An 18,320-nucleotide genomic window follows, 5' to 3' on the forward strand; every position below is an offset into this window, starting at 1 on the left:
CTACACCCCGATTCGGTCATTCTTTTACGATAAATCTTTCTATTTTCGGATGAAAATTTTGTCGGGGTGGCAGGATTCGAACCTGCGACCTCCTGCTCCCAAAGCAGGCGCGATGACCGGGCTACGCTACACCCCGATAGATTTCATTATCGTGGGTGCAAATGTAAGGTGATTTTTGAAAATTAACCAAATATTTTTAAGAATATTTTTCGGAAACTTTCATATATGTTTCTAAATCTTTATCTCCTCTTCCTGAAAGATTCAGAATCACAATGTCTTGCGGTTTAAAATTAATTTTTTCTAAAGCAGCTAAAGCGTGAGAAGATTCTAATGCAGGAATGATTCCTTCCTCTTTTGTCAACATAAAAGCAGCTTCCAAGGCTTCATCATCTGTTGCATTTAAGAATTCAGCACGTCCAGTTTTGAACAAATGCGCATGTAAAGGACCAACGCCAGGATAATCTAATCCAGCCGAAATTGAATAAGGTTCAACAATTTGTCCATCTTTATCTTGCATCAATAATGTTCGACTTCCGTGAATAATTCCTTCTGTTCCTTTGATAGTTGTAGCAGCAGTTTCTCCAGATTCTACGCCCAAACCTGCCGCTTCAACCGCGATTAATTTGACAGAATCATCATTTAAAAAATGATAAAAAGCTCCCGCAGCATTACTTCCGCCACCAACACAAGCAATCACGTAATCAGGATTTTCTTTCCCATATTTCTCTTTCATTTGTGCTTTAATTTCTTCTGAAATAATCGCTTGGAATTTCGTTACCATTGCTGGATAAGGATGAGGACCAACTACAGAACCAATGATGTAAAAAGTTTCAGGATTATTGATCCAATAACGAATCGCTTCATTTGTTGCATCTTTCAAGGTTTTACTTCCTGAGGTTGCTGGAATAACTTCTGCACCTAACATTTTCATTCGTGCAACATTTGGTGCTTGACGAGCAATGTCAATTTCTCCCATAAAAACGATACATTCTAATCCCATCAACGCACAAACAGTAGCAGTTGCAACACCATGTTGTCCAGCACCAGTTTCGGCAATAATTTTGGTTTTACCCATTCGTTTTGCTAAAAGAGCTTGACCAATCGCATTATTGATTTTATGTGCACCTGTATGATTCAAATCTTCACGCTTTAATAAAATATTGGTGTTATATCTTTTTGAAAGATTTGGTGCAAAATACAATGGACTTGGTCGACCAACGTAATCTTTTAATAACAAATTAAATTCATTTTTGAATTCGTCTGTATCGATATATTGTGCTAAAGCTTCAGATAATTCTTCACAATTATGATGTAATAACTCTGGGATAAATGCTCCTCCAAATTCACCATAAAAACCTCTTTCGTCAACTTCGTATTTCATTTTGTTTCTTTTTTAATTTTGTTCAATTCGTCCATCAATTGTATCGATAAACTGTTTTACTTCGTCAGTTTTTTTTATTCCTGGTGCTGACTCAAAACCACTATTGATATCAAATCCAATACATTTCGGATGCTGAAAATTTTTCAAGATAAATGCATCTTCAAGTGTTATTCCGCCACTTAATAAAAAGGGTATTGATAACTGATAATTTGTTAACAATTGCCAATCAAATTTCTTTCCAGTTCCTCCGTAATTATTTGATTTTGTATCGAAAACAAAACTATCAATAACTTGTTGATAAGTGGTTAATTGTTGAAAATCTTCAATCGATTTTATGCCAACGGCTTTCCAAATTTTAAAGTCTAAAAAGTTTTCATCAGTTAATAATCGTTGATGTTTTTGATTGATTAATTCTTCACAAAAGTCAGCTGTTTCATCACCATGTAATTGGACAACATCTAATTTATATTCTTCAACTTTTTCGAGAATTTTCTCGACTGATTCATTCACGAAAACGCCAACTTTTTCTGCATTCGGAAAAACTTCAAAAATAGATTCGTCTTCTACAAATCTTTTTGATTTTGGATAGAAAATAAAGCCTACATAATCGGGTTCGATTGCTGCAATTTCTTTAAAATTTTCGATGTTATTATTTCCGCAAACCTTTACTTGAAAACGTTTCATTTTGATTCTTTTACAAATTGCTCAAATGCTTGAGATGGATTATCTGCTTTCATAAAATTTTCACCAATTAAAAATGCCTGAAATCCAGCTTGTCTTAATTCTTTTACTGTTTTAGGATCAGAAATTCCACTTTCCGCAACTTTAATTAAATCGGTTGGTAATTGTTTCAAGATTTGTTTTGATTTTTCAATATCAACTTCGAAATTTTTCAAATTACGATTGTTAATTCCAATCAAATCAATGAATTCATTTACCTTTTCTAATTGATCTTCTGAATGTAATTCCAATAAAACTTCTAATCCAATTCCCTTAGCAGTTTTAGCTAAATTATAGACTTCGTCTTTTGTTAAACATTCTGCAATTAATAACATCAAATCTGCACCAATCGCTTTTGTTTCGTACACTTGAAATTCATCAACAATAAAATCTTTACGCAAAACAGGAATATTCAACACTTCTTTTGCTTGTTTTAAATCATCAAAACTTCCGCCAAAAAATTGCTCATCTGTTAAAACAGAAACGACAGAAGCACCAAACTTTTCGTAACCGGAAACAACTTCTTTTACATTTGCGTCTTTGTTAATAAAACCTTTCGATGGTGATTTTCGCTTAAATTCTGCAATAATTCCAGATTTTAATTTATCTAAAATTGAAGCTTTTGTAGATTTAACAGGAAGCAAAAAATTTTCTGAATTTCTAAAACTTTCTATTGATTGAGTTTTCTGTTTTTCTAAAATTTCAATACGTTTTTGCGCGACAATTTCGTCTAATATCGTTTTCATGGTTTCATTAATTTTTGGAATACATTCAATGCTTTTTTACTGTCTAAACTTTCGTTCGCAATTGCTACACATTCGATTAAATCTTTGGTTGGATAAATTGTTTTAAGCGCTAAAGCAGCATTTGCTAAAACAACTTCTTTTTGTGCTTTAGTTGAATTTCCTTCTAAAACGCTCAAAAATATTTTTGAATTTTCTTCGATTGATTTTCCTCCTTTTATCTCATCAGGTTGAAGAATATTTAAACCAAAATCTTTACTTTCTAAAACAAATTCCCCCGAATTATTGAACACTTTTGTAGGCGATGTCAACGAAACTTCATCATAACCAGCCAACGCAGTCGAAATCGAATATTTCACGCCCGAATTTTGCATCACATAATGATATAATCGAGCAGTTTTGACATCATATGTTCCTAAATTTTGAAATTCTGGTTGAACAGGATTCACCAAAGGCCCCATTAAATTGAAAAATGTTTTTATCGCCAAACCTTTTCTAATCGGAGCAACTTTCGCTAAAGCCGGATGAAAGAGTGGCGCATGTAAAAATGTAATTCCAACTTCTTCGAACTCACGTTTTAATTTATCTTGATTAACAGAAAATTCGTAACCAAAATTATCCAACATATTCGAAGAACCGCTTACAGACGACGTTCCGTAATTTCCTTGTTTAATAATTTTCTCTCCAGCTCCAGCCAAGACAAAACAACTCAATGTCGAAATATTAAAAGTGTCTTTTCCGTCACCGCCCGTTCCTACAACATCAATCGCTTGCTTTGGTAAATTAACTTTGATGCATAAATCTAACAACGCTCGACGATATCCTTTTAATTCTTCCAACGTAATGTTACGCATATTAAAAATGGTCATAAATGAAGCTAATTCGACAGCCGAATATTTTTCTTCCGAAATTTCCACCATAATTTGATAGGCTTCATTTTCGCTCAAAGTATAATTTTCGAATAATAAATTTAATAATTTTTTCATCGTTTTAAGCTTCTAACCAATTCTTAATCATCTCATCTCCAAGTGGTGTTAAAATAGATTCTGGATGAAACTGAACACCGCGAACATCATACGTTTTGTGACGTAAAGCCATCACTTCTCCTTTTGGACCAACTGCTGTAATTTCTAATTCTTCAGGAAAATCTTCATTTGAAACTACCCAAGAATGGTAACGTCCAACTTCTAATTTTTTTGGTAAATTTTGGAATAACACTTCGTCTTTTATTACTTCAATTTTAGATTCAACTCCGTGAAAAACTTCTTGTGTATTTAATAATTTCCCTCCAAAAACTTCTCCAATTGCTTGTTGTCCTAAACAAACGCCAAAAATAGATTTTGTTGAAGCATATTTCTCGATGATTGGTTTCAATAAATTGGCTTCATCAGGAACTCCTGGACCTGGAGAAAGTAATATTTTATCATAATTATTCACATCTTCCAAAGTAATTCCATCATTGCGAACAACGGTAATATCATCGGCGAATTTCTTTAATGAATGCACTAAATTATAGGTGAACGAATCGTAATTATCGATAACTAAAATTTTCATAGTTTATAGGTTTTGAGCGATTTCTATTGAGCGACGAAGCGCTCCTAATTTATGATTGACTTCTTGTAATTCATTTTCTTCGACCGATTTGGAAACAACTCCAGCACCAGCCTGAAAATATAAGGTATTTTGTTTGCTGACGAACGTACGAATCGCAATCGCCATGTTGATGTCACCGTTGAATCCTAAATATCCAATTCCGCCACCATAAACGCCACGATTTTGATTTTCGTAACCGTCTAATAATTCCATTGCTTTGAATTTTGGTGCGCCAGAAAGTGTTCCAGCCGGAAAAGAGTCTGCAAAAACTTTCATCGTATTTACGCTTGGATCCAATTGAGCAGTTACTTTTGAAACCATGTGAATCACATGCGAGAAATACTGAATTTCTTTGTATTGTGCGACTTTTACATCAGCAGAATTTCGACTTAAATCATTGCGAGCCAAATCGACCAACATCACATGCTCTTCATTTTCTTTTGGGTCAGCAATTAATTTTTCGGTCAATTCTTTGTCCAAAGTTGGACTTCCAGTTCTGCGAACTGTTCCTGCAATAGGATGAATTTCTGCATGATTATTATTAATGATAATTTGCGCTTCTGGTGAAGATCCGAAGATTTTATAATTTCCGTAATCGAAATAAAACAAATAGGGCGAAGGATTTACAGAGCGTAAAATGCGGTAAACATTAAATTCGTCACCCGAAAATTTTTGTTTGAATTGACGAGAAGGAACAATTTGGAAAACATCTCCACGGAAACAAGATTGTTTACATTTTGTCACCATTTCTTTGAATTCATCATCTGTTAAATTCGATTGAATTTCACTTTCTACATTAAATGGATATTCAACAATTGATTTGTTATGAACAACACTTTTAATTTCAGAAAATTTAGAATCTATTTCATCATTTTGAAATTCGATGAATTGAATTTCATTGTGAAAATGATTGAACACCACAATATTTTGATAGAACGAATACGAAAATTCTGGAATCGTTGCTTCGTTTCCTTTTGCTGAAAATTTTACTGTTTCAAAATGTGGAATCGCATCCCACGCAATGTATCCAAATAAACCATTTACAGGTAAATCTTCTCCATTTTGAATCATAAACTGACTTGTAAATTTTTTGAATTTCTCTGTCAATTCTTGACCATTCAACGCATATTCTTTTGTTTCTCCATTCGCATACGTTTCATTCACAATTCCGTTTGTAACCTTAAAAGTTGCGATCGGATTTAGACAAATAAAAGAGTTAGCATCTGTCTTAGAATGATAGTCAGAACTCTCTAATAATAAGGCATTCGGATAAATATCTCGCAATTTCAAATAAAGCTGAACAGGAGTTGTTAAATCGGCTAAAACAGTTTCTTTCTGTATGTTAAAAGTTAAATTCATTTGTTAAATATTTAGGTTTAGAGCACAAAAAAAGGCTTGTCGGTTACGACAAGCCTTTTCTACATATAACTGCATAGAGGTCTTACGAACCAACGTTTTGTTGTTCGATATTCCACCACCAGTTATTTGTAAATAATGTTTTCATTGGGACAAATTTAGGAAGGATTTTGAATTGTACAAATTATTTTTTGATAAATTTTTTAGTTGAGTGAACAATTGATATTTTTGAGTGAATAATAAAAACACAAACAAAATGGAATATAATTATAACAATCTGATTGTTGAAGTAGAAAATAAAATTGCATTAGTTACCTTAAATCGTCCGCAAGCATTAAATGCATTGAACAAAGATTTATTAGATGATATTTCAAACTTTTTTACAGACGCAGATTCTGATCCCGCTATTCGAGTAATTATTTTAACAGGTTCTGGTGAAAAATCTTTCGTTGCTGGTGCTGATATCAAAGAATTTGCAAGTTTTGATGGTCGTCAAGGTGAAAAATTAGCTGCAAAAGGACAAGAAAATGTTTTTGATAAAATTGAAAATTCTAAAAAACCTGTAATCGCCGCAGTGAATGGTTTTGCTTTAGGAGGTGGTTTAGAATTAGCGATGGCGTCTCATTTTCGTATAGCATCAACCAATGCAAAATTAGGATTACCAGAGGTTACATTAGGTTTGATTCCAGGTTATGGAGGAACGCAACGTTTGCCAAAATTAATTGGAAAAGGTCGTGCAATGCAGGCAATTATGACAGCAGATATGTTTACAGCTGAACGCGCGTATGAAATTGGTTTAGTGAATGAAGTTGTTGAGCAAGCTGAATTAATTGATCGAGCAAAAGAAATTGCGACTAAAATTTCAAAAAATTCTTCTGTAGCGATTCGTCACGCGATTCGAGCGATTAATGCGTCAGATAAAGACAATGGTTTTGAAGTTGAAATTGAAAGTTTCGGAAATTTATTTGACGAAGAAGATTTCAAAGAAGGAACAACTGCTTTTGTTGAGAAAAGAAAACCTAATTTTAAGTAAATTTACATAAGCAAAAAAATCCGCTCATTGAGCGGATTTTTTAATCGACTTTGGTTGCAAAGCAAACCTATTTTTAAATATATTTTTTGATTTCTGTAACCAATTGTTCTTTTGGTCGTGCTCCACTTTGTTTCCATAATAATTCACCATTTTTGAAAATGGCAAAAGTCGGAACCCCTTGCACTTGATATCGTGCAGCTAAATCTTGATATTTATCAACATCCACTTTTAGGATTTTGACATCATCTCCCAATTCTTCTTTCACTTGTTGCAAAACTGGACCCATCATTTGACAAGGACCACACCAAGTTGCAAAAAAATCTAACAAAACTGGTTTATCTGAATTAATAATTTCTTCGAAAGTCATCGTTTTTGATTCTTCTTTGTTATTTGATTGATTTTTATTTCGGTTGAATAAATTTTTAAACATCTTTATTTTTTCTTCTTAAATATACTAAAAAAAGCACTTCCGAAGAAGTGCTTCATAATTAGCTTTACTAATTATTAACCTAACCTATGAAAAATTTATTCTACTGTTAGTGCTACTAACATTTAGGTATAATCAAAACAAATACCAAGCTTAAAACACTGACAATCTGTTTTTTACATTTAACATAATTTAAGAAATAGGTTAACGTAAATATGTTTTATTTTAGAAATTCTACTATAATTCACACACAAATTTTGGATTAACTGACTTTATTTCAGCTATCACTGACATTATTTCTTCTTTGGTTGAATTATCTTCCAATCTTTTCAATTGTTCCGAATTCAAACCAATCATTTGTATAAATGTAACTTTTCCATGTGGCGTATCAATTTCATCTAAATCATCATCCTTGATAAAAGCCAAACCAACAATATCCGTTTCCGAATCTGTACGAATTGGTCCTCCTAATGGTAAAAATTGGTATTCATCAAACCAAACTTTTGTTTCGTTCACGAATCGTCCCAAATTATTCATTAATTGAACCACCCAAAAAGGATCTTCACCATTATCATCTTTAACAGGTTTCACACGGAAAGAAAACTCAAATCCCCACTTACTAAAATCCGCTCCTACACTCTCTTCCGAATAGTATAAATGTGACATTCCGTAACTCACCAAATGATAATACCCATTGACATCAAAAACCGCAACTCCATCAATTGGATCATCACCTCCTTGAAAAGACATTACCTGCGGCGAATAAAAACGAGGCTCTAAAGTCCCATAAACTTCTTTTAAGCGATTTTCAATCGCAATTGCACCAACCGCTTGATCTGATTTATATTGTTTTTTGTATTCTTCTACATTCATGATGCAAAAATAGTTTATCCAATCTTAATTCTCAGTTAAAGACATAAAAAAAGAGAGCTTCTTGTTAGAAACTCTCTTTGTAGTCGTTTTGAAGAGCACAAAATGTTTTACCAAGTACTTATAACTTCTTTATACTTTTCTTTGATCTTTTACGATTTTAGAAAAATATTTTTTGATCATAAACTATTATTGAATAGGTAATTTTTCCTATTTTTACTGAGTTACGTTTTGGTTACTTTTGTACTATTTCGTAATATTCAAGAAAAGAAAAAAACTCATTATAGAAGGTGATAATATAAATGAGGATTCTTGATGACAAAAAATAATATCTATCATAAAGATATTGTAGGTTATAATCCTTATAATGGAAAATTGACTTTGCATTCGAGAAATCCTAAATGTGAAGATTTTACGATTAATCTAAATGATGTGTACCGGATCTTCTATATTATAAAACGAACTTTTTAAAAATACTAAAATTACACTATATGAATATTGAATTACTTTTAGTTTTTTTAGTACTTATATTTTTAATTTACTATTTATATAGTAAACTATTAAAATATCCAGAAGTTTTAAATTTTAAATATAAACCTGATTATAAATATGATTTTATTGATATAATTGAAGATAACATTGGTCAAGTAGAAAAAATAAAAATTAGAAGTAATGAAATTTCTGAATCTGATGGATGGATACCTCCTATAAATAGAAAATATTTTAGAGATTTTTATTTTGATGGTTCATGTAATCTAAGGCAAGTTGATTTTTATGAATGTATTAATGAAAAGCCTTTTGAAAAAGTTATTTTTGAATATAATAGTAATGGTAATCTTATTTATGAGAAAAGATTATTAAAAAATGGTAAAACAGAAGTCTGTAAATATTCTTATAGATGGTTTTTTAATTGTTTGAGTGTAAAGAAAAGTGACTCTGATGATGTTGAAAAGTTTTATTTTAAAAATAAAGAGTTGTATAAAAAGAAATTTATTCAGAATTACAAAATATTTGATGAACATAGAAAAAAAATTGATGTATATTTTTTAAAAGAAGGTCAGTTTGTAAATGATGATGATTTTTATAATTTTTTAAACAATTTAGATATTGAAAATGAATCAAAATCTATATACGAATATAACGAGAATAATGATTGGATATTAAAAAGACAATCAATTAACGAAAATTTAGAACAGGAAATTAAACGTGAAATATTTTATATATAAATATTAAGTATGAATAATTTAGAGAAGTTAGATGAGGTTGTATCTATTGAAATTGAATCATTAGAAAATAGAAAGTGGTACAAATATGAATTTAATGGTAAAAAATTTAAAATCAGAAAGAACGATAAAGAAATAAAGCTTAAACCATATGTAAGCATGTGGATAGTTTTATTTATTACTATTGTTATTTATCTTGGTATTTCAACTTTTCTCAATATTGTAAAAGAAGGTATTCATTTAAATGATGATTATAATGCTAATCATACTTCAATTACAATGTATTTGCCAATTGTTTTTAATCCTATTGTTATTTATTATATAATTAAATATGTATCGATAAATATCAAGAAAGGAGATGATTATACCAAATTAATAGATTTACTTGAGAAAAAAGGTTATAAAATCAATTAAAATGATAGTGTAATTTTTAATATAAAAATCCATCGTAAAAAACGATATAAAAATAGGTGTAAAAATGAGTTAAAAATCATATGCTTTTAACTGTTATTTACAAATGATAAAAACGCTATTCAGTTTTCGCTGTTTAGCGTTATATTGTTTTTTATATTCTTCTACATTCATCATACAAAAATAGTTTATCCAATCTTAATTCTCAGTTAAAGACATAAAAAAAGAGAGCTTCTTGTTAGAAACTCTCTTTGTAGTAGCGAGGACCGGACTCGAACCGATGACCTTCGGGTTATGAGCCCGACGAGCTACCTACTGCTCCATCTCGCGTTATTGGACTGCAAATATACGTTCATTATTTAAAATACCAAACATTTTTCGAAATTATTTTATTTTATTCGGACATAAAACAAATAAAAACCATATAAACCATTTTATTAAAGAGGTTTATGTAGTTTTAAATAATTAAATTTATTTTTAATAATCTTCTAAAATAATTTTAAATCGCTTTGATTGGTGGATGATTTTCGATAAAATCAATTGCTAAATCAGCACTATCTGTTAAAAATAATAACTCTTTATATGGTCTTCCTGTTGCTAATTGATGCAAAACCGAATAAATCGCTGTATCTTCTACATATCTTTTCTTACTCAAAAAAATCATTGGACTGTAATATCCGGAAGTTCCATAATGATTTTGAGCTGCTTCCTGAAAAATTTCTTGGGTTGTTCCTGCACTTCCAGGCGCATAAACCAAACCGAACAAGCTAATTGTTAACAACATATCTTCTCTGATACTATTTGAAAAATATTTTGCAATATTCGTGGCAAATAAATTACTTGGTTCATGACCATAAAACCACGTAGGAATTGCCAAACTTTCAGCACCATTTGGATAGATTTCTAAAACTTTTTTAGCATTCGTCATAAAATTCTTCGCCAAATATTCAGTTTTATCTTCATCAATAAAGTCTAAATCAGCCAAAATATGAATTGCATTCATCAAATCTTCATCCGAATAATTTGCCATATAAGCTCCTAGATTAGCAGCCTCCATAATTCCAGGCCCTCCACCAGAAACAACAAAATACCCTTTTTCAGTTGCTAATTTCGCCGCTTTTGCCGTTTCATTATAAAACTCAGAATTACGCGCAGTAGAATGTCCCCCCATAAAGCCAACCACTTTTTTCTTCGTCATTCCATTATCATCATATTTCAAAATTCGACGCAAACCATCATCAATAGACAAATCATGTAAGCGTTGTGCCAAAGCTTCTGAAACAGACGGATTATATTTATGTTTTTTAAAATGTTTATAGATTTTAAGATCGATACTTTGGTCATTATCTGGATTATAACCTTCCATCAGCTCTTGCCAAGTGTATAATTTTCCACGATAAGGATTATAAGGAACTGATTCAAATTTTGGATAAACAAATGCTCCTTTTTCAATTAAATAGATCGCTTCGTGTTGTTTAAACTTACAACCCAAAAACGATGTATTGCATAAATTATATTCTTCCCAATTAATTTCTTGACGCAAAAAATTAATATCTTGAACTACTTTATCGGTTAAATCTTTGGTTTGAGAAACTAATTCATTCCATTCTGATAGATTATGAACTAAATCTTTGATTGGTTTTATTTTCATTCTTTTTTCTTACTTCATTAAAAATTCGTAAAATGAATTTACACGAATTATTCCAAACCAACGAATTCGGCACAATAAATCTGCTAATTTTCATTTTTCTAATTTATATTTGCATCAAATTCGTGCTCAACTTATTGGGGAATCGTGTGCAATTCACGAACTGTCGCGCAACTGTGAATCAATATTTTTGATAAGTCAGAATGCCACTAATTGAGTTAATAATTAGTCAAAAACTTTCGCGAAAAAAGTAAAAATTATGTTCTATGAAATCATCAAACCACCACAAAAAAACATTATCAACTCAAAAAATAATGAAGAAAAGTAACGTGTAAATATTATGATAATGGAAGTGGAAAAAACACCAAGAGAAGAGTTGATCGAACAACGTATCATCAATTCTGAAACTCGCATTTTCAAAGCTGTTTTTCCAGGAGATACAAACCACCACAACACAATGTTTGGAGGGTCAGTAATGTATTTGATGGATGAAATTGCTTTTATGACAGCAACTCGTTTTTGTCGCAAACCTATTGTTACGGTAAGTAGTGACAAAATTGATTTTAAACACTCAATTCCAGCAGGAACTATCGTAGAAATGGTAGGAAAAGTGGTACGTGTAGGACGTTCAAGTTTGGATGTACAAATTGACGTTTTTATCGAAAGTATGTATCGTGACGGACGTGATAAAGCGATTTCTGGAACGTTTACATTAGTTGCAATTAACGAAAACAAACGACCAGTTCCTGTTATTGACTAACACAAGCTATAGAAAATTTTTAATCCTTTATCTTTTTGATAGAGGATTTTTTTATGATTTTCAATTAATAATTGATAATATTCTAAAGGTTTCTTAGTTTTACATTAAACACAAGAAAAATGGAATTACCTTTTGCCGAACCATTTCGTATAAAAATGGTCGAAGAAATTTATCAATCTACTCGAGAAGAACGCGAAAAGTGGATCGAAGAAAAAGATTACAACCTATTTAACCTAGAAAGCCACAAAGTATTTATTGATTTATTAACTGATTCTGGAACTGGAGCAATGTCTGATAAACAGTGGTCTGCAATGATGACTGGAGACGAAAGCTACGCTGGTTCTCAATCTTTCTTAAAACTGAGAGAAACCATTAATACCATTACTGGATTTGAGTTTCTTTTACCAACGCATCAAGGTCGTGCAGCAGAAAACGTATTATTTTCAGCTCTTGTAAAAGAAGGTCATGTTGTTCCTGGAAATTCGCATTTTGATACAACAAAAGGTCATATCGAATTTAGAAAAGCGCACGCAATTGATTGTACTATTGATGAGGCTTTTGACAGCGAATTGATTCATCCTTTCAAAGGAAATATCGATTTACAAAAATTAGAAAATGTCTACAAAGAATATGGGAAAGAACAAATTCCATTCACATTAATCACTGTTACGTGTAATTCTTCTGGTGGTCAACCTGTGTCTATAGAAAATATTCGTCAAGTTCGTGAATTGTCTAATCAATATGGAATTCCAGTCTTTTTTGATGGCGCTCGTTTTGCGGAAAATGCTTATTTCATCAAAGAAAGAGAAGAAGAATTCAAAACGGAAACGATTAAAGAAATTGTTTTAGAAATGTTTTCTTACGGAGATGGAATGACGATGTCTGCGAAAAAGGATGGTTTGGTAAATATTGGTGGATTTATTGCACTGAATAATGAAGAGCTATATAAAATTTGTGGAAATTTTGGAATTATCTATGAAGGATATTTAAGTTATGGCGGTTTAGCTGGACGCGATTTAGCCGCTTTAGCACAAGGTTTACAAGAATCTACAGAATATTCTTATTTACAATCGCGCATCAAACAAATTGAATATTTAGGGAATAAATTAATTGAATTTGGGATTCCAATTCAGCAGCCAATTGGTGGACACGCTATTTTTGTTGATGCTGTAAAGTTTTTACCAAATGTAACGCGCGAAGAATTTCCTGCACAAACATTGGGAATCGAATTGTACAAAGAAGCTGGAATTCGTGGTGTAGAAATCGGAACTATTTTGGCAGATCGTGATCCTAAAACACGTGAAAATCGTTATCCAAAATTAGAATTATTGCGTTTAGCAATTCCAAGAAGAACTTATTTCCAAAGTCATATGGATTATATCGCGGTTGCGTTGAAAAATATTTTTGATCGACGAAACGAAATTAATTCTGGTTATGAAATTTCGTGGGAATCTGAAATTTTAAGACATTTCACTGTAAAATTGAAAAAGAAATAAATAAAAAATCCTTCAGAAATTCTGAAGGATTTTTTTGATATTACCATCTCCAATCGCCCGAAATACGAAGTGGAGTTTCTAAATTTCCTTTGATTAAGGCTTCTTTTACTTCTTGCTCGTTCCAACGTTTTGAAGGAATTTCTTTCAAATTACTCAAACGATACAACAAATAGGTTTCCAAAATCACATTATTTTTCAAACCAATTTCTTCTACATAATCAAATGTATCGCAATTCGCGTGGTAACAATTTAACGCTCCTTTTGTAAATTGACTATCCGAAAGCCCAATAATAGGCACGCCTTGCAACATAAACGGTTGATGATCTGAATGTAAATCTACACTCGCAAATGTTTTCAATTTAAAATCTGGAATTACTTTTTGCACATCATTCGCATAATCAGTTAAAATAGGTAAATTACTTTCCATTGTCGAATAATAAGACTTTGGATTTGTTGTCATATCCATATTCGACATTGCTTTGATTTGATTGATAGAACCATCTTTCAGCGCTCGATTGACGTAATATTTAGAACCTATCAAACCAACTTCTTCGCCCATAAATAAAACAAATTCTATTGTTCGATCATTTTGAAGATTTAACTTCTTATATGTTCTCGCAATATCCATCACAGAAAAGCTTCCAACACCATTATCAATCGCTCCTGTAGCCAAATCCCAACTATCTAAATGTCCTCCAAGAACTATTTTTTCGTTTGGAAATTTAGAACCGATTTTCTTTGCAATAATGTTGCGACCTTTCATTTGTCCAACATCATTTTTCATTTCGATTTTAGCAATTTCTTTTCCTTTTGATAGATTTTCTTTAATTTTCAATCCATCTTCTAAACTAATATTAATTGCAGGAATTTTAATAATTTCTCCCGTTACAGAAGCCGTTCCTGTCAATAGAATTCCTCCAGCAGGGCGATTAAACAAGATAATTCCTTTCGCTCCGTACTTTTCTGCTAAAGCTGTTTTTTCGGAACGATGTAGATTTTCTATTTCTTTTGGCGTTCCATCCAACAAACCAAGCGCAGCAAAAACAATCTTTCCTTTTACTTTATCACCAATCTTTTTGTAATCTTCTTCAAGTCCATTTCCTAAATCAATCAATTCTCCCGAAAGACTAACATTTTCTGGCGAATGCGCCAAAGCAACGGCTTTTATAGGTTGATTATTGATTTTTAAATCTAAACTTCTACGATTCCATCCGCTAAATGTAAACTCTTGAAAAGACACATCATAACCATACGAACGCAACAAATTTGCTGCATATTCTTCTGCTATTCGTCCATTTTCTGTACCTGTTGCACGATGTCCGATTGTTTCGGTTGCTTTTTTTAATTGTTGATAAGCTTCAGAATTTTGTTTTACTTCTTTGTTAATCAAGTCTAAAACTTGTTGATTAGTTTGAGCAGATAAACTCATGATTGTAGAGATTAAACCTAGTGTTAATAAAAATTTCGATTTCATGTGTGAGTATTTCTATAAACTTAAAAATGTTTTTGGAAATAGTTGATAGAATGGAAGAAAAATTTACTTAAAAAAAATAGTCCTCAAAAAATGAGGACTATTTATATGAAATTATAAATTATTTCTTAATGAGCTGGTACGAAACGCTCTCTTGCATCTTGCAATAATTGTTCTGCTTCTGCTTTATCACCGTACCCTTCAATTGTTGTTGTCTTATTTTCTAAGTCTTTATAAACTCTGAAAAAGTGCTCAACTTCTTTCAATGTATGAGGATTCATATCAGTGATGTTTTCTAATTGGTTCCATGTTGGATCAGCAACTGGTACACAAATTAATTTTTCATCTTGTCCTTTGTCATCAGACATTTTAAGAACACCGATTGTTTTTACTTCGATTACACATCCAGGAACAGTAGGTTCTGTTAAGAAAACTAATACGTCAATTGGATCTCCGTCTAATCCTAATGTATTTTCTACGAAACCGTAATCAGCTGGGTAGAACATTGGAGAGTATAAAACACGATCAAAACGGATTCTTCCTGTTTCGTGATCCATTTCATATTTATTGCGAGATCCTCTTGGGATTTCAATGATTGCATCAAAAGTCATTGTAATATTCTTTTTTTTATTATGTATTTTCTAAAAATTCCAATCTAAACCGATTGTGATGCCAAATTTACGAACATCTGGCAAATTATTATAATTTCCGCGCCAATTAAAATCAACACGTATTGGTCTAATGTTTCCAAAACCAATGTTTTCGATCCCAAACCCGTATTCGTAGTAGATTTGTTGATTTGGTGCAAAATATTCTATTGTCGAACGATTAATAGCTTTACTTTTCTCAGAAATGTCTCCGTAAGCCGCTCTCAAGAATCCAACTTCTCTTAATTTTAATTTTTTGATTAACGGAACTTTGTTCAAAATCCAACCGTTAAAATGATGTTCCCAGTTCATCGTTACATATTCGTCTGTTACAAATTCATAATAATCTAATTGTGAAAATGTACCATAAACTTGTCCGTAACTCTCATTTCCAGGTAACGCACTCATTAATGATAAAGGAACACCTTGAAATGTTTTTCCTGCTTCTACAGTTACCAATGATTTACCAAAAGATCCAATCAAAATTGGTTGTGTATATAAAAATTGTAATTTATCATATTCAAAATCTGAATTAATTACACCTTTCAATCCTTTTGTATAACGCAACATCAACGTTGGAGCAAGTGTTGTCATTTCGTAACGATCAATTCCATATTGAGAATATTTTGCACCTGGACGAGCAATTACCGAAACACTTACACTTGAATTTGTTAAAGTTTCTTTAATCTGACCGTTTTTTTCATATCCAATCGAAAAATGTACTGCATCAGCTGGTTTGATCAATTGATAATTTCCATCAACACGAAACGTTACATTTTTCCAAGGCTCTATCGACGCATACACATTTGTCAAATTATTGTTACTCAAAAATGTATTATCTCCTTGATTGATGATTGATGACGAAGCAAAACTACGGGTCATAATTCCGTCAGAAGCCGTTAACGTTGCAGCCAATTGTTCTACATCACGTTTTGTTCCGATACCGACTTGAAAACGATTATATTTATTGAACATGTAACGAAAATCTGCTCCATATTTGAATTTATCATCTCGAAAACCATATGCCAAGAAACCTTGCGCACGCCACATATCATTTTGCGAAAAATATGTACGAGCTCCAGCTCTCAAACGGAATCCTTCGATTTGGTTGTATCCAAAAGATGAATATAAATTCCCGATATCAATTGCATTTCCAACATTGTAATATCCAGAACCAAAAATCTCGATTGCTTTCACAATATTATTGAATTTTGGTACTTTATTTAATTGCTCTAATGTTTCGTAAATCCCTTCTTGATCTTTTGTTAAAGCTTCAGGACGATTTTCTGCCCAAAACTGATTATCTTTTTCGTTAAGCGCAGCTTTTGCTGGATCTAATTTCTCGTAATAAAAAGCTTCGGGATGTGTTGTATCGAAATCGTAATTGTAATAATTCACCGTTTTATGCGCAAAAATACCTTTCGCACTTTCCTTTTTACTCAACAACGACATATCCAACATCGCGTATTCTTTTTTCGGATAGAAAATAGAATCATTTGGAATATCATATTCTAAATTCATGAAAATATTACGCACAAAATTCACATTCATTTCTTTCGTTGTCTCCATCACAACTTCTTTTACCGCATAGGCATCTTTCGAGATATATAATTCTCCTTTAAATGTCAATTCACCTTCGCGACGCGGATAATATTTGATTCGATAAGATTCTATTCCATCTACATCAACTGTATCTTTCAATTCATAATCATAAACCGCGAAACCATCTGTAGCAATTGGACTCACAAATTTGATATCCAAAATATTGACACGATTATCATAAATATCAATATCACGGAAAAGATTTTTTACCGTAGAAGCCACCACTTCATTTTTCTCGAAACCTGATGTTTTATTTGCAATTAATTCTCGACGTTCTTTTGTAGAAGGTTTATTAATTCCTGCAACATTGTAAATTGACTCATTCAAGAAAGCTGGTAAATATGTTTTTCCATTAATAGAAGAAGTATCTACTTTCTCGAAAACAAACTCCATTCCTTTAAAAATCTTACGTTTCATAAAAGTTGAATCGATATTACTAATATCAAATTGCAACTTTTCGTATTCATCATATTGATAATGTGGCGCTAATTTTAGCCCATTTTTCTTTTTACGCTTCCATACTTCACGCAAAATAGCATAAGCTGGATTTTCTTTCTTTTTAGGACGTTTTTTCTTTGCCGAAACAACCGCAGTTTGTAAATCTACCGTTCCGCCATCTTCTTCTGAAGTATTGTCTTCTGTTAAAAATAATTGAGCAATAAAATTATAATCGATTTTATTTTCGATAACATAATCAGAAGTTTCGTATCCATTTTTTGATACGACAATTTTATTTGTATTCGAACTAGATTCGATATAAAAAGTACCATCAGAGTTTGATGTTGCACTTACTTTAAGTTCTGGTAAACGAATATCTGCGTAAGGAATAGGCTTCTGAGTTTCAGAATCGATTACCTTTCCTTGAATTTTTACTTGCGCGTGCACAGACGCTAAAACAACTATAAAAAAAGCTGTTATATAACTTTTCATCAATTAGAT

The 18,320-nt window shown here is 31.7% G+C and carries 17 protein-coding genes, 2 tRNA genes and 1 riboswitch; of the genes, 5 read left to right on the forward strand and 14 right to left on the reverse strand.

The features are described 5' to 3' along the window. Positions 1–61: 61 nt before the first annotated feature. From B4L98_RS06650 to B4L98_RS06680, 7 genes are all read right to left on the reverse strand, one after another. Positions 62–136 (reverse strand) — tRNA-Pro (locus B4L98_RS06650). Between the two features lie 60 nt (positions 137–196). After that, positions 197–1,381: a tryptophan synthase subunit beta gene (gene trpB / locus B4L98_RS06655; RefSeq protein WP_125349944.1), complete on the reverse strand. Its 1,185-nt coding sequence runs from the start codon at positions 1,379–1,381 to the stop codon at positions 197–199. 12 nt (positions 1,382–1,393) lie between these two features. Further along, positions 1,394–2,065 (reverse strand): phosphoribosylanthranilate isomerase, encoded by a 672-nt coding sequence (locus tag B4L98_RS06660; RefSeq protein ID WP_125349945.1) that lies wholly within the window; start codon positions 2,063–2,065, stop codon positions 1,394–1,396. Next, a complete protein-coding gene (gene trpC / locus B4L98_RS06665) occupies positions 2,062–2,847 on the reverse strand; it encodes an indole-3-glycerol phosphate synthase TrpC (RefSeq protein WP_125349946.1) in 786 nt (261 codons plus the stop codon). Before trpC ends, B4L98_RS06660 begins: the two co-directional genes overlap by 4 nt. After that, positions 2,844–3,830: an anthranilate phosphoribosyltransferase gene (gene trpD / locus B4L98_RS06670; protein ID WP_125349947.1), complete on the reverse strand. Its 987-nt coding sequence runs from the start codon at positions 3,828–3,830 to the stop codon at positions 2,844–2,846. Before trpD ends, trpC begins: the two co-directional genes overlap by 4 nt. Before the next feature lie 4 nt (positions 3,831–3,834). Then, positions 3,835–4,398 carry an anthranilate synthase component II gene (locus B4L98_RS06675; RefSeq protein ID WP_125349948.1) on the reverse strand — a complete coding sequence of 188 codons (564 nt, stop codon included), beginning with the start codon at positions 4,396–4,398 and terminating at the stop codon, positions 3,835–3,837. Between the two features lie 3 nt (positions 4,399–4,401). After that, positions 4,402–5,796 (reverse strand): anthranilate synthase component I family protein, encoded by a 1,395-nt coding sequence (locus tag B4L98_RS06680; RefSeq protein ID WP_219033919.1) that lies wholly within the window; start codon positions 5,794–5,796, stop codon positions 4,402–4,404. A gap of 253 nt (positions 5,797–6,049) precedes the next feature. On the opposite strand from B4L98_RS06680, the gene B4L98_RS06685 reads away from it, so the two are divergent. Beyond that, positions 6,050–6,826 carry an enoyl-CoA hydratase/isomerase family protein gene (locus tag B4L98_RS06685; protein WP_219033920.1) on the forward strand — a complete coding sequence of 259 codons (777 nt, stop codon included), beginning with the start codon at positions 6,050–6,052 and terminating at the stop codon, positions 6,824–6,826. 73 nt (positions 6,827–6,899) lie between these two features. Here B4L98_RS06685 and trxA read toward each other — a convergent pair whose 3' ends face one another. Both trxA and B4L98_RS06695 read right to left on the reverse strand, forming a co-directional pair. Continuing rightward, positions 6,900–7,256, reverse strand: a complete 357-nt coding sequence (gene trxA / locus B4L98_RS06690; protein WP_084106970.1) for a thioredoxin — start codon at positions 7,254–7,256, stop codon at positions 6,900–6,902. Between the two features lie 234 nt (positions 7,257–7,490). Continuing rightward, the gene (locus B4L98_RS06695) at positions 7,491–8,126 is read right to left on the reverse strand and encodes a suppressor of fused domain protein (protein ID WP_286495266.1); all 636 of its coding nucleotides are present in this window, start codon (positions 8,124–8,126) and stop codon (positions 7,491–7,493) included. 488 nt (positions 8,127–8,614) lie between these two features. Between B4L98_RS06695 and B4L98_RS06700 the strand changes: the two genes are divergently transcribed. Together B4L98_RS06700 and B4L98_RS06705 are read left to right on the forward strand one after the other, a co-directional pair. Then, the gene (locus B4L98_RS06700; RefSeq protein WP_286495267.1) at positions 8,615–9,349 is read left to right on the forward strand and encodes a hypothetical protein; all 735 of its coding nucleotides are present in this window, start codon (positions 8,615–8,617) and stop codon (positions 9,347–9,349) included. A 9-nt stretch (positions 9,350–9,358) separates the two neighbouring features. Further along, positions 9,359–9,760, forward strand: coding sequence for a hypothetical protein (locus tag B4L98_RS06705; protein ID WP_286495268.1), 402 nt, complete (start codon positions 9,359–9,361; stop codon positions 9,758–9,760). Positions 9,761–10,014: 254 nt separating this feature from the next. Here the strand turns inward: B4L98_RS06705 and B4L98_RS06710 are convergent. Together B4L98_RS06710 and B4L98_RS06715 are read right to left on the reverse strand one after the other, a co-directional pair. Further along, positions 10,015–10,087, reverse strand: a tRNA-Met gene (locus B4L98_RS06710). Between the two features lie 169 nt (positions 10,088–10,256). Next, positions 10,257–11,408 carry an LOG family protein gene (locus tag B4L98_RS06715; RefSeq protein WP_219034062.1) on the reverse strand — a complete coding sequence of 384 codons (1,152 nt, stop codon included), beginning with the start codon at positions 11,406–11,408 and terminating at the stop codon, positions 10,257–10,259. A gap of 126 nt (positions 11,409–11,534) precedes the next feature. Further along, a riboswitch (adenosylcobalamin-variant (AdoCbl-variant) riboswitch) is annotated at positions 11,535–11,622 on the forward strand. A 129-nt stretch (positions 11,623–11,751) separates the two neighbouring features. Here B4L98_RS06715 and B4L98_RS06720 point away from each other — a divergent pair. Both B4L98_RS06720 and B4L98_RS06725 read left to right on the forward strand, forming a co-directional pair. Then, on the forward strand, positions 11,752–12,165 hold the full coding sequence (locus B4L98_RS06720; RefSeq protein ID WP_114998110.1) for an acyl-CoA thioesterase: 414 nt from the start codon (positions 11,752–11,754) through the stop codon (positions 12,163–12,165). A 119-nt stretch (positions 12,166–12,284) separates the two neighbouring features. Beyond that, complete coding sequence (locus B4L98_RS06725; RefSeq protein WP_114998113.1) at positions 12,285–13,661, forward strand: tryptophanase; 1,377 nt, start codon at positions 12,285–12,287, stop codon at positions 13,659–13,661. Positions 13,662–13,701: 40 nt separating this feature from the next. On the opposite strand, the gene B4L98_RS06730 is transcribed toward B4L98_RS06725, so the two are convergent. The 3 genes from B4L98_RS06730 to B4L98_RS06740 form a co-directional block, all read right to left on the reverse strand. Beyond that, a complete protein-coding gene (locus tag B4L98_RS06730; protein ID WP_260392384.1) occupies positions 13,702–15,135 on the reverse strand; it encodes a M28 family peptidase in 1,434 nt (477 codons plus the stop codon). Positions 15,136–15,260: 125 nt separating this feature from the next. Further along, complete coding sequence (locus B4L98_RS06735) at positions 15,261–15,743, reverse strand: inorganic diphosphatase (RefSeq protein ID WP_038336778.1); 483 nt, start codon at positions 15,741–15,743, stop codon at positions 15,261–15,263. A gap of 30 nt (positions 15,744–15,773) precedes the next feature. Then, positions 15,774–18,311 (reverse strand): DUF5686 family protein, encoded by a 2,538-nt coding sequence (locus B4L98_RS06740; protein WP_291065158.1) that lies wholly within the window; start codon positions 18,309–18,311, stop codon positions 15,774–15,776. Between the last annotated feature and the right edge of the window lie 9 nt (positions 18,312–18,320).

The sequence above is a fragment of the Empedobacter sp. UBA5528 genome (genome assembly GCF_002426075.1).
Classification (GTDB): domain Bacteria; phylum Bacteroidota; class Bacteroidia; order Flavobacteriales; family Weeksellaceae; genus Empedobacter; species Empedobacter falsenii_B.